Annotated in this window: 11 protein-coding genes; 8 read left to right on the top strand and 3 right to left on the bottom strand. The window is 67.0% G+C overall.

The genetic code is table 11. The features are described 5' to 3' along the window. Window positions 1-19 precede the first annotated feature (19 nt). Both L6Q96_00410 and L6Q96_00405 read right to left on the bottom strand, forming a co-directional pair. Window positions 20-427, bottom strand: a complete 408-nt coding sequence (locus L6Q96_00410) for a thioesterase family protein (GenBank protein ID MCK6553042.1) — start codon at window positions 425-427, stop codon at window positions 20-22. A 41-nt stretch (window positions 428-468) separates the two neighbouring features. Beyond that, window positions 469-1470 carry an SDR family oxidoreductase gene (locus L6Q96_00405; GenBank protein ID MCK6553041.1) on the bottom strand — a complete coding sequence of 334 codons (1002 nt, stop codon included), beginning with the start codon at window positions 1468-1470 and terminating at the stop codon, window positions 469-471. A gap of 312 nt (window positions 1471-1782) precedes the next feature. Here L6Q96_00405 and L6Q96_00400 point away from each other — a divergent pair, with 312 nt between their 5' ends. The 8 genes from L6Q96_00400 to L6Q96_00365 all read left to right on the top strand — a co-directional run bounded on the left by L6Q96_00400 (window position 1783) and on the right by L6Q96_00365 (window position 12036). Next, window positions 1783-3303, top strand: a complete 1521-nt coding sequence (locus tag L6Q96_00400) for an ATP-binding protein (protein MCK6553040.1) — start codon at window positions 1783-1785, stop codon at window positions 3301-3303. A 13-nt stretch (window positions 3304-3316) separates the two neighbouring features. Further along, the gene (locus L6Q96_00395) at window positions 3317-4675 is read left to right on the top strand and encodes a sigma-54 dependent transcriptional regulator (GenBank protein ID MCK6553039.1); all 1359 of its coding nucleotides are present in this window, start codon (window positions 3317-3319) and stop codon (window positions 4673-4675) included. A 73-nt stretch (window positions 4676-4748) separates the two neighbouring features. Further along, complete coding sequence (locus tag L6Q96_00390) at window positions 4749-5747, top strand: glycosyltransferase (protein ID MCK6553038.1); 999 nt, start codon at window positions 4749-4751, stop codon at window positions 5745-5747. 4 nt (window positions 5748-5751) lie between these two features. After that, window positions 5752-6675, top strand: coding sequence for a formyltransferase (locus L6Q96_00385; GenBank protein MCK6553037.1), 924 nt, complete (start codon window positions 5752-5754; stop codon window positions 6673-6675). Next, entirely contained in the window at window positions 6672-7631 is a 960-nt protein-coding gene (locus tag L6Q96_00380; GenBank protein MCK6553036.1) for an NAD-dependent epimerase/dehydratase family protein, read from the top strand. The genes L6Q96_00385 and L6Q96_00380 overlap by 4 nt, the downstream gene beginning before the upstream one ends. Then, on the top strand, window positions 7628-8533 hold the full coding sequence (locus L6Q96_00375) for a polysaccharide deacetylase family protein (GenBank protein ID MCK6553035.1): 906 nt from the start codon (window positions 7628-7630) through the stop codon (window positions 8531-8533). The genes L6Q96_00380 and L6Q96_00375 overlap by 4 nt, the downstream gene beginning before the upstream one ends. Window positions 8534-8540: 7 nt before the next feature. Further along, complete coding sequence (locus tag L6Q96_00370; GenBank protein ID MCK6553034.1) at window positions 8541-10274, top strand: glycosyltransferase family 39 protein; 1734 nt, start codon at window positions 8541-8543, stop codon at window positions 10272-10274. Next, window positions 10234-12036 (top strand): glycosyltransferase family 39 protein, encoded by a 1803-nt coding sequence (locus L6Q96_00365; GenBank protein ID MCK6553033.1) that lies wholly within the window; start codon window positions 10234-10236, stop codon window positions 12034-12036. The genes L6Q96_00370 and L6Q96_00365 overlap by 41 nt, the downstream gene beginning before the upstream one ends. A gap of 85 nt (window positions 12037-12121) precedes the next feature. Here the strand turns inward: L6Q96_00365 and L6Q96_00360 are convergent, their stop codons facing one another. Further along, window positions 12122-12802, bottom strand: a complete 681-nt coding sequence (locus L6Q96_00360; protein ID MCK6553032.1) for an ATP-binding cassette domain-containing protein — start codon at window positions 12800-12802, stop codon at window positions 12122-12124. Window positions 12803-12811: the final 9 nt, after the last annotated feature.

Here is a 12811-nt window from a genome sequence, read left to right as displayed (position 1 = left end):
AGACGCGGAACTCGGCGTTTTACTTCGCCGCCAGTCGGGCGTCGAACTTGGCCCGATCCACGATGTACCTGATGTGGACGCCCTCGCCGACTTTTTCGCGGGCGTCGAAAGCCTCGACCGTGAAAACGAGCTTGCGGCCTTCGACCGCCGCGAGCGTTGCGACCACACGCACCTGCATACCGACCGGCGTCGCCCCGAGGTGACCGATCTCGTTGCGGGCGCCCACCGTGATCTGCCCGGGCGGCAGCAACGGCGCCACCATGGCGGCCGCAGTAAGCTCCATGCGCGCTATCATGTCGGGGGTCGACCACACCGGCGGCAGTGCCGGCCCTCCCGCCAGGTCGCGCTGCGCCAGCGTCGCCGCCGTCATCTCGTCGGTCACCGTGTACGTGCGCTCACTCGTCAGTCCCGCTTCCAGTTCGGCCATGGCCGCAGTCCATAGCCCGCCGCGACCGGAAACAGAAGTACTCACTCGACCGCTCTCGGATCGATGCCCGCCTGGGAACAGCACAGACGCCACAACCGTTCCCGATCCGCCGGATCCTCACGGGTCCACGGCAGGTAGTGCGTCGCCCGCACCTGCCGGTCGAACCAGAACCGACCGCTCGACGCGGTAAGGCGACGACACACCGCCAGCCAGACGATGGTGTCGGCACCCTCGGCCGGAGTGCGCAGCAGCCACCGCATGACCTTGAAGAACCCCGGCAGCGACACCCGCACCCCGGGCGTGTCGGCCCAACCGGGGTGCATGCTGTTCACCGTAACGCCCGCACCCGACAGCCGTTCCGACCACAGCTCGGTCAGTATTACCTCGGCCCGCTTGGTCAGAGCGTACTGCGCCACGCCGTCAAAGGGCTTCTTTTCGACCTGCACGTCGCTCAGATCGAGCTTTTGCGAATACATGCCGCCGGACGAAACGTTGATGACCCTCGCCCCGCGCGCCGCCTTCAACTTCGGCAGCATCAGGTGCGTTAACAGAAAGGGCCCGACGACGTTGGTCGCCCAGGTCATCTCGATGCCGTCGGCACTCTCCTCGCGCGCCGCCGGCAGGATGCCTGCGTTGTTCACCAGAACGTCTACGCGCATCTCGTCGAACCGTTCGGCAAACGCACGCACCGATCGCAGACTCGCCAAATCGACCAACCCCAGTTGCACCCTGTCGCTACCCGTCTGCCGCCTGATCTCCTCCACCGCTGCCATGCCCCGACTCCGGTCGCGGCACAGCAACCAGACCTCACCGCGGCGTTCCGCCAGAGCCCTGGCGACTTCGAACCCGATGCCCGAACTGGCCCCGGTAACCAGACAGACCTTGCCACGCAGATCGACGTCGAGATCGCCAGCCTCGAAGGTCAGGCTATGCACGAGGTATCCCGTGCGGTCGAACGACAACACAATGGTCGGATCGACGATCACGCTCCCTATACGACCGAAAAAGCGCATAAGCGGGCTGCCGCCGGAATCGCTTCTCATGCAGGCATTATGCGTTGACCCTGCGACGACTCAACCCGTCACGGTCCCCGCAAAGGCCACAAAACGATGCCTGTCCATCCTATCCCCCCGCCCGTCCAAGGTATCGGTAGAGAGGGTATCGACAGAGAGACACTCGCACATCGACGCGCGTCAATTCCGATTGACATATGTCGCGAAACGATGACAGTCTCTGGTGTGGTTTCTACGTTTCGGTTACCGGCGAGCGTGTCACGCGCAGATGCGTGCGATGTCGGCATGATGGTTGCGTAACGCGTCTGTAACGTTGGGGTGCGGTGTCAGGAGAGCGATCCCGTGTTGACGCGTGTATCCACCTACCTGAGCGCTTCGATCGGCCGCCGTCTCGCCTTCGGAATGACGGCAACGCTGCTTTTTGGCCTGGCGGTCGCCACGGTGCTGTCGATGCGTGACGAGCAAAAGGCCATCCGGGACATCCTCGAGGTAAAGGGACGCACGACGCTGAACATCACCAACCGCCGTCTGTCGACCGACTTCGACCCGGCCAACCTGCAGGCGTTCACCGAGGAGTTCGAGCCGGTTCTCGCGGACAGCGATTTCGCGTACGCGTTCCTTTTCAACGACAAGGGGGTTCTGATCGCCCTCAACGATCCCGGGGTCACGCCCGGACCGTACGGTCCGCTGCCACCGGTGCGCGAGCTGACGCGCCGGAACGTTGTCAACCGGGTGGGAAACTACCTCGAAATTCTTGCCCCGGTGACGGTGAACGGCCAGCGTGTCGCGGGTCTGGGGCTCGGCATCTCGCTCCATCTCGTCGACCGGCAAATGGGGCGGCTGCGCTATCGTCTGCTTTTCTTCATCGCGCTCCTGATCGGCAGCGCTCTGGCCTTCATCTCGTGGTGGAGTCGGCGGATGGTGGCGCCGTTGTCGCAGCTCACCGAGACGGCGGAGCGTTTCACGGCGGGGGACTTCAACGCGCGGGTAGCGGTGGTCGGGGTCGACGAGGTGGCGACCCTGGCGACGAGTTTCAACAAGCTGGCGCAGTCGCTGCAACAGACCTTGCAGGAAAAGGACCGTGTGCTGGCCGAGACGCGCCGGTTGTATCGCAATCTCAAGGTAGCGCGGGCGCGTCTGGGGCGTGCGGAGCGCCTGAGCGCCGTGGGTATGTTGGCGGCCGGGGTTTCGCACGAGTTGAACAATCCTCTCGGCATCATCCTGGCGACCGCCGGCAACCTGCGGGAAACTCTGCACGATCGGCCGGAGGTGGCCGAGGACGTCGAGATCATCGCCAACGAGACGCAGCGCTGCCGCCGGATCATCCAGGGGTTGTTGAACTTTGCGGCGACGGGCGAGAGTCGGCCCGAGGAAGTGGACCTCAACGAGCTGTTGCGGGAAACCTTCGCGCTCGCCGTGCGCGACGAGCGGGCCGCCGGACTGCAGGTGGCGTGGGCACTCGATCCGCGCTTGCCGATGGTCACCGCCGACCCACGCCAGCTCCAGCAGGTGTTTCTCAATCTGCTGCTCAACGCCGCCGACGCCATGGGCGGCAGCGGCACAGTTACCATCCGCACCGCCGACTCGATCCATGGCGGCCGGCGCCGCGCCCTCATCGAGTTTGCCGACCACGGCTGCGGTATCGGCGCGGAGGACCTCGAACACATCTTCGATCCCTTCTACACGACCAAGAAAGGCGGGTCCGGCTACGGGCTCGGTCTGGCCGTGAGCTACGGTCTGATTACCGGACATGGCGGCGAGATCACCGTGCGCTCCGAACCGGGGCACGGCAGCGCGTTCACGATCACGCTGCCGCGGCACCCGGCGCCCATACAGGCGGACCTTGCCAGCCAGACAGTGTGACATGATGTACTCGATGATGCTCGTTGACGACGAAGTGAACCTCTGCCGCTCCCTTGGCCGCGCGCTGCAGCGTCCGGACCTCGCAGTGGCGACCTTCAACCGCGCCACCGACGCCCTCGAAGCGGCCGGTCGTGAGACCTACGCCGTTGCTCTGGTCGACCTGCGCATGCCGGAAATGGGCGGCATCGATTTCCTGCGCGAAGTGAAACGCGTCAGTCCCGACACTCTCGTCGTGATGATGACCGGTTACGCCACTATTCAGACTGCCGTCGAGGCCATGCGACTGGGAGCCTTCGACTACCTCGAGAAGCCCTTCGAGAACGAGGTTGCTCGCCAGCATGTCGACCGCGCTTTGCAGCACTTCCGGTTGCGGGAAGAGAACCGCAACCTGCGGGAGCAGCTCGTGGACCGCTACGGGACCGAGACCATCGTAGGGGCCAGCTCCTCCATGCAGCAGGTGCTGCGCGTCGTCGAGCGAGTCGCCGGCTCCACCGCCACCGTGCTCATCTCCGGAGAGAGCGGTACCGGCAAGGAACTGGTCGCCCGCGCACTGCACATGCGGTCTCCGCGCAGCGGCGGGCCCTTCATCGCCATCAACTGCGGCGCCATTCCGGCCGACCTGCTTGAAAGCGAGCTGTTCGGCCACGAGAAGGGAGCGTTCACCGGCGCCCATGCCGCCAAGAAAGGACTGGTCGAACAGGCAAACGGCGGAACCCTGTTCCTCGACGAGATCAGCGAACTCCTCCCGCTGCTGCAGGTCAAGCTCCTGCGAGTCTTACAGGAGCGCGAGGTGCAGCGCGTCGGCGGCGAAGGGGCGATCAAGGTCGACGTCCGCGTCGTCGCCGCCACCAACGCCGATCTCACCGAGCGGATCGCGGCCGGGCAGTTCCGCGCCGATCTCTATTACCGCCTGAACGTCGTCTCCTTGCGTCTGCCGCCTCTGCGCGAGCGCACCGACGACATCCTGCCGCTGGCCCAGCATTTCCTGCGCCGGTACGACGACGACGGGCGGCTCAACGGCATCGACCCGGGGGCCGGCGATGCGCTGCGCGGCTATCGGTGGCCGGGCAACGTGCGCGAACTGGAAAACGTCGTGCAGCGCGCCGCCTTGCTGGCGCAGGGCACGCGGATCGAGGTTGTCGACCTGCCCGTCGAAATCACCAACACCGCGCCCGCGCCGGCTCCCGCCATCCCCACCGGCAAACCGTTCGGCGCCGCCCGGGAGGATTTCGAGCGCGTCTACATCCTCGATTGCCTGAGACGAAACAACGGCAACGTCAGCCGCGCCGCCCGCGAAGCCGGCCTGCAACGGCAGAACTTCTACCAGAAGCTCCACAAGTTCGGCATTCAGCGCAAGGACTACGCGGTCTGATCCCGCAGAAGACGATTGCACTCCGTTCGCGCGCTCTGTACAGGAAGGCCCCGAAAGGATGAGCGGGCCTTCCATGAGTGCACAGGTTGCGGCCATACCCCGCGACGACGCGTCGCGATCGCCGACCGTGGCGCCGTCGGTCGACGGCCTCGTGTCCGTCGTTCTGCCGGTGTTCAACGAACGCGAAAACCTTCCCACCCTTCATCGCCGGCTGACGACCGTCATGAAAGCCCGCGAGCGGCCATACGAGGTCTGGTACGTCGACGACGGCAGCAGCGACGGCTCGCTCGACATCCTGCGGCAGCTCGCCGCGGAGGACCCACACGTCGGGGTGGTCGAACTGACCCGCAACTTCGGACAGCACGCCGCCGTCCTCGCCGGGTTCGCCGCCTCCACCGGCGCCGTGGTCGTCACCCTCGACGCCGACCTGCAAAACCCTCCGGAAGAAATCCCCCAACTGCTCGCGAAGATCGACGAGGGGTACGAAGTGGTCGGCGGCTGGCGCGAGGAGCGGCACGATCCGCTGTTTCGCCGCGTGGCCTCCAGGGCCATCAACCACATGACCTCGATGGCGGTCGGGGTGACGATGAAGGACTACGGATGCATGCTGCGCGCCTATCGTCGCTCCATCGTCAGTCAGATTCTCGACTGCGACGAACGGTCGAGTTTCATCCCGGCGCTGGCTAACTCGTTGGCGAAACGCACCGCCGAAATCGAGGTCGGGCATTCCGACCGCTTCGGCGGCGCCTCGAAGTACGGCCTGCTGAAACTCCTGCGCCTCACCTTCGATCTGCTCACCGGATTCTCGCTGCTGCCGATTCAGTTCGTCAGCCTGGTCGGCATGCTCGTCGCCGCCGCCGGCGTCGGCTTCGGCGGCTTTCTGTTCGTGCGCCGCCTGTTCGTCGGCCCGGAAGTCGAGGGCGTGTTTACGCTGTTCGCGATTCTCTTCGTGTTCATCGGGTTGCTGATACTCGCCGTCGGCATCGTCGGCGAGTACGTTGGCCGCATCTACCTCGAAGTGCGCCGGCGCCCGACCTATCGGATCCGGGCGATTCACCAGCAGGGCCGGTGAATCGATGCGTGTGGTGGTCTTCGCGTACCACGACGTCGGCTACGCCTGCCTCGCCGAGCTGTTCCGCGCCGCCGCCGACGTCGCGGCCGTGTTCACCCACGAAGACGACCCCGGAGAAAACGTCTGGTTCCATTCGGTACGCCCCCTGGCCGAAGCCCACGGCGTCCCCGCGTTCGCGCCCGACGACGTCAACACTCCGGAGTGGATCGACCGCATCGCGGCGCTCGCCCCGCAGGTCATCTTCTCCTTCTACTACCGCAAACTGCTCCGTCCCGAACTGCTCGCGCTCGCCCCGCGCGGGGCACTGAACATGCACGGTTCGCTGCTGCCCAGATACCGCGGCCGCGCGCCGGTGAACTGGGTGCTCGTCAACGGCGAGACGCAGACCGGCGTCACGTTGCACTACATGGACGGCAAACCGGACCACGGGGATATCGTCGCCCAGCGCGCCATCCCCATCGCCGACGACGACACCGCGCTCACCCTGCTTCGCAAACTGACCGCCGCCGCCGCGGAACTGCTGCGCGAGGTCTACCCTGCCCTCTGTGCCGGCACGGCGCCGCGCCGCCCGCAGGACCACGCCGCGGCAACCTACTTCGGCGGCCGCAAGCCGGCCGACGGCCGCATCGACTGGAACGTAACCGCGCGTCAGGTGTACAACCTCGTGCGCGCCGTAACCCACCCGTACCCCGGGGCCTTCACCTCGTGGAACGGGCAAAAGCTGTTCGTCTGGGCGGCCGGTCACCACGACGGGCGCCGCGGCGCGACCGCCCCGGGCACGGTGCTGCAGGTAAGCCCGACCCTGGCGGTACAGGCCGGTAGCGGAACGGTAACGCTCGCACGTGTCCAGCTCGCGGCGGGTGCGGAAATGTCGGGAAGCGAATGGGCGGCGCACCACGCCGTCCGGGAGGGAGTGAGACTACAGTGAAGGTTCTGATCACCGGCGGCGGAGGATTCGTGGGCTCGCACCTCGCAGATGCGTTCGTGGCCCGCGGCGACGAGGTGTTCATCATCGACACCGGCAGCGTCATCAAGACCAGGCACCTGATGGGCAATCCGCTGTTCCATTACGTGCGCGACAGCATCTTCAACCTCGAGATCCTCGAGGGCCTGATCGCCAAGTGCGATCTCGTCTACCACCTGGCCGCGGTGGTCGGCGTCGAGCATTACGTCGGCGATCCGTACGAGGTGCTCAACGTCAACGTCAACGGCGTGCAGAATGTCCTCAAGCTGGCCTTCAAACACCAGAAGAAGGTGGTCTTCGGCTCCACCTCGGAGGTGTACGGCCGCAATCCGAAGGTACCGTGGAGCGAGGACGACGACCGTGTCCTCGGCTCCACGCGCATCGATCGCTGGTGCTACTCGACCTCGAAGGCCGTCGGCGAGCACTTCTGCTTCGCCTACGGACACATGGGTCTCCCGGTTACCATCACCCGCTATTTCAACGTCTACGGGCCGCGACTCGATCGGCTCGACGTCGGTCGCATCATCACGATCTTCATGGGCCAGATGCTGCGCAACGAGCCCCTGACCGTCATCGGCGACGGCGCGCAAACCCGCTGCTTCACGTACATCGACGACTGCATCCGTGCCACCATGGCAGCCGGCATCGCGCCCGGCACCGACGGTCAGGTATTCAACATCGGCACCAACGTCGAGACGACCGTCCTGGACCTCGCCAAAGCCATGATCGAAGCCGGCGACTCCCGTTCGACGATCAAGTTCGTCAGCCAGGAGTCGGTGTACGGCGCCAGCTACGAAGACATCCCTCGCCGGGTTCCCGACGTCGCCCGTATGGAAACCATCCTCGGCGTCCGCGCCGAGACGCCGCTGGTCGAGGGCTTGCGCAAGACGATCGAGTGGTTCCGCACGACGCAAAGATGAGCGTCGTTGCCGGCGCCGAGCTCGGCTTGAAAGTCGACGTCTGCACCTACGCAGGTCTGCGCAACGGCGTACCCGCCCTGCTGCGCCTGTTCGACGACCTCGGACTGCGCGCCAGCTTCTTCGTTGCCTGCGGTCCCGACCATTCGGGGCGCGCGATCCGCCGCCTCTTCCGGCCCGGATTTCTCGCCAAGATGCGCCGGACCCGGGCGGTCTCCACCTACGGCTGGCGCACCGTGCTCTACGGCACGTTGCTTCCCGGTCCGCAGATCGCCAGCTCGGGCCGCGAGGTGCTGCGGCGCGCTGCCGCCGAAGGCCACGAAATCGCGATGCACGGCTACGATCACGTCTACTGGCAGGACCGGCTGCCGCGACTGTCGGCAGCCGCCGTCGCCGCGGAACTGCAGCGGGCCCGGGGCGTGTACGAAGAGATCCTCGGCACCCCCCCACTCGCCTTCGGCGCCCCCGGCTGGCAGTGCACTGCAACCAGCCTTGCCGCCGAGGACGCCCTCGGCCTCGCCTACCACAGCGACACGCGCGGCCGCGCGCCGTTTCTACCGGAGATGGACGGCGTTCGCTTCCGCACTCCGGAGCTACCGACAACCCTGCTCACACTCGACGAGACCTACGGAACGATCGGCACCAGTCCACACGAGGTCGCGCGCTATTACGCCGCCCAACTCCGCCCCGGCCTCAACGTGTACACGGCGCATGCCGAGATGGAGGGCATCGGTCAGCTCGCGCACCTGCGCGCCTTCCTCACCGCCGTCCGCCCCCAGGTGCCGGTGCATCGCCTGATCGACATCGCCCGCGGCCTGCGTGCGCTGCCCGTTGCCACGGTCGTCCCCGGCCCGATCGAGGGCCGTCACGGCACCGTGGCGCAGCAGGGACCCGTACAGGAATAGACACCTCATGAGCGCGAGACCCGCCGCCGAGATCCGAAACGCCGCACCCGGAATCGAAAGCCGGGAAGCCATCCGGGGACCGCGCCCGATCCCTCGCTGGCTGATTATCCTGTTCGCAATCGTAATCGGCGCCACCTACCTCGGCACCATCGGGCGGTACTCGCTGTCCGACCCGGACGAGGCCCGTTACGCGGAGATCCCGCGCGAGATGAACGAGTCCGGCGATTACGTCACGCCGCGCCTGAACTACTTCAAGTACTTCGAGAAACCGCCGCTGTTCTACTGGCTGACCGCGGCAAGCTTCCGGCTCCTCGGCCGCAGCGATTTCGTCGCGCGTCTGTGGCCGGTGCTGTTCGCCTTCCTCGGCATCGCCGTCGCCGGCGTGGTCGGCCGATTGATTTACGGCCCCCGGGTCGGCGCTCTGTCGGCGGCAATTCTCGCGGCCTCGCCGTACTATTTCGGTATCGGCCAGTTCCTGACCCTCGACATGCCGTTGAGCGGACTCATGAACCTCGCCCTCGGCGCCTTCTGGTTGGCTTATGCGCTACCGCAGCGGCGGCGCGAGTGGCTGGTGGCTTTCTACGTCGCCACGGCGCTGGCCGTGCTCGTCAAGGGACCCGTCGCCGCGGTGTTGAACGGCGGCACGGTCGTGCTCTTCCTGCTCCTGCGCGGCGAGTGGCGCGGACTGCGCTGGCTGGTGTCACCGCTGGGCATCGCGGCATTTCTCGTCGTGAGCATGCCGTGGTTCGTGCTGGTCAGCGCGCGCAATCCCGAGTTCGTCCACTTCTTCGTCGTCAAGCAGCATCTGGCGCGTTACCTCGAGCCGCGCGAACACCACCAGCCGCTGTGGTTCTTCGTGCCGATCCTGCTTGGCGGGATGCTGCCGTGGACACTCCTGGCGGCGTACGCGCCGGGGCCGGTCTGGCAGGCGCTGCGGCGGCTGGCGGCGCTGCGGGTCTCCGCCGGCACGCTCTACCTTGTCGTCTGGGCCGCGGTGACGTTCGGCTTCTTCAGTGCGTCGGGCTCCAAGCTGGGGACGTACATCCTACCCATGGTCTGCCCGGCGGCGGTGTTACTGGCGCGTTTCGTCCGCGGCCTGCTCGACGCCGGTCGGGTCGACGTGCTGCGGCGGGCACTGGTGTCGGTCATCGTCTTCGCGGCCGTCGCGCTCGTGGGCGGGATTGTAGCCGACGAATTCCTCGACGACTGGCGCAGCGAAACGGTGCTGGCTGCTCTGGCCTCGAGTACGCCGATCGTTCTGGTCACGGCCATCGCCAGCCTCGCCACCCTGCGCCGCAGCGCGGAGGCGAGTCTTGCCGTCATGTTGCTCGGCGTTCTGATCTTCCAACCCGCGACGCTGGCCGGGCGTGCGCTGGCAAACAGCTACCCGCGGATTGGCCGCATCGTCAAGGAGCAGGCCGCGCCCGAGGATCTGGTCGTAGGGTACCGCCATTACGCACACAGCATCACCCTGTATTCGCAGCGGCGGGTGATTCAGGTGCTTGCCGACGGCGAGCTCGACTTCGGGCGCCGCTTACCGGAGGGCCAGCCCTTTTTCTGGCCGACCAACGAAGACCTCGTGAAGGCCTGGGCCTCGGGCCGCCGGATATTCCTGAACATCAACCGCCACGAGCTCGAGGAACTCGCGCCGCTGCTCGACCCGCCGCCGCGCGAGATCGCCGCCGAACAGAGGAAGGTCCTTGTCGTCAACTTCCCCGGATCCGAGCGCGACGCCGGCTGAATCTCCGCCCGGCGCATCCGCGACCGCTCCGGCAGCGGAGTCGGCAACCGAATCGGGGCCGCGCTTCGGAGCTGCCACTACCGCCCTCGGCGCCGCGCTCGTACTCGCCGTGTGGGCGCTCGTCACCCTGTGGGGCCCGGCCGGGATCCCGTTTCACACCAAGGGCGAGCCGCGCGAAGCGCTCGTCGTGCGGGAGATTCTGCTGACCGGCAACTGGGTCTTGCCACGGGTCAACGAGGTCGAGATCCCCTCGAAGCCTCCACTGTTCCACTGGCTCGGAGCGCTGGTTGCCCTCGCGCGCGGCACTACGGACGAATGGAGCGCGCGGTTGCCGTCGGCGCTGCTCTCGCTGGCAGGCATACTCGCGATTTACGTAACGGGGGCCGCGCTGTGGGGCGCACGCGCGGGGGTGGTCGCGGCCCTGACGCTGGCCACCAGCTTCGAGTGGGTCCGCGCGGCCACCACGGCCCGCGTCGATATGGCGCTGACCGTCGGCCTCGAGGCGGCTTTCCTCTCCTGGCTGTTCTTCGTCCGCAGCGGATCGGGTCGCTGGCTGGTGCCGCTGTACCTGGGCATCGCCTTCGCGACTCTGGCCAAGGGACCCGTCGGGATCGTCCTGCCGGGTGCGGTCGCGCTGGCCTCTATGGCAGTGCGGCGCGACTTTTCTCCGCTGCTGCGCATGCGTCTGCTGCGCGGCGTGCTGGTCGTTGCCGTGCTCGCGGGTTGCTGGTACGCGCTCGCCGCGCATCGGGAGGGACGAGACTTCTTCGTGCAGCACATTCTGCGCGAGAACGTGTTCCGTGTCTTCGACGCCGATCCCGGGCCCGGGGATTATCAGGGGCATCGCCATACCGCGTTGTGGTTGGCGGGGGTGTTGCTGCTCGGTTTCCTGCCGTGGACGGTGTTCCTGCCCGGGGTTCTGTCTCGCCTCTGGCATAACCGCGCGACTCTGACTCGGGATCACCCGGCAATTTATTGCGGCGTGTGGGCGGTATTGGTCTTCGCGCTGTACGCCGTCGCGGTCAGCAAGCGAGGCGTGTACTTGCTCGGTCTGTACCCGGCGATCGCGCTGCTGGTCGCGTGGCAGCTCGAGGAGCAGCAGCGGGCGGCGGCGGACGACCGCTGGTTGCTGCGCGGGCTCGCGGTGGCGGCGGCCGCGTTGTTCGTGGCCGTGGCGGCGCTCACGGCGGTCAGTACCGCCGCCGCGCTCGGCTTGCCGATCGGCGTGGCGGTGCAGCACCTACTGCCAGCCGCTTCGCCGCCTTACGGCACCGCCGTCGCCGCCGTACTTGCCGGTGGCGGGGCGGCGCTCTTCGGTGCCCTGGCCGTTGCCCTCGCGGGCGCAGGCATGTGCGTACGCGCCGCGCGCGCCGGGTGGTGGGTGGGGACCTTCGGCGGCCTCCTTGCAACCACCGTAGCCGCCATCGTCATCGCCAATGTCGTGGCGATGCCGACGATCGCCACCGAAGAAAGCGCCCGCACCTTTGTCGCCCGGGCCGAACGCGTCGTCGCCGCCGGCGAGAGCGTCGCCTTCTACCGTACACCCAGCTACGCCGTGCTGTACTACTGGCGGCGCCCGATTCCAGTGTACACCGGCAGCACGGCAGACCGCGGTCCGCGCTATCTGGTCATCACCCGCGCCGACTGGGCCGGGGGCGATGCGGCTCTGCGCCGCAGCTACGAGCCGGTGCTGCGACCGGACGACGCCGCACTGGGAGAGGCGTACAAGCTGATGCTGGTGCGCCGCGTCACGGCCCGGTAAGCCGCGGCGCCGGCGTCGTCGTTCGCCGTTGTCGCTCGGCGCGCGTCGTTCCTTGCCATGCACCGAGTCCGCGGGGCGGCGCCCCTCAAGTCGGCGCGATCTGACCGTCTTCGATGCGCAGGACGCGATCGGCAATGTCGTGAATGCGACTGTCGTGCGTGACCAGCAGGATGGAACATCGCTGCTGCTTGGCGAGGGTCCGCATGAGATCGACGCACTGGTGGCCGCTGACGCGGTCCAGCGCCGCCGTCGGTTCGTCGGCAAGGACGAGATTGGGGCCGTGCACGAGAGCCCGGGCGATGGCAACCCGCTGTTTCTGTCCCCCCGAGAGGGCAGCCGGCTCCCGCTCCATCTCCGGCTCCAGTCCGACCGCCGACAGCATCGTCTTCGCCCGCTCTTTAATCTCGGTCCCCGCAGCGTCCGGATCGAGGTGCAGCGCCATCTCGACGTTACGCCGGGCGCTCAGAAACGGGAGCAGGTTATGATCCTGGAAAATGTAGCCGATGCGGCGGCGCACGGTGAGCCGCAACTCCTCAGAGGCGCCGCGCAACTCGTGACCGAAGACCCGTACGCTGCCCTCCTGCACCGAACGTAAGCCGCCGACCAGTGTCAGCAGCGTCGACTTACCGGCCCCGGACGGGCCGGTCAGCAGAACGATCTCGCCGGGTGGGATCTCCAGGCACACGTCGTGGAGGATTCGCTTCCGGCCGACACCGTCGCCGTAAGAGTGGCTCACCCTGTCGATCGCAACCACCGGGGCCGTCACCGGTACACC

Source organism: Candidatus Binatia bacterium (assembly GCA_023150935.1).
In the GTDB taxonomy this organism is placed as follows: Bacteria; Desulfobacterota; Binatia; order HRBIN30; family HRBIN30; genus JAKLJW01.
Note: the sequence above shows the minus strand (reverse complement) of the source record. Positions and strands in the feature narration are given on the sequence as shown.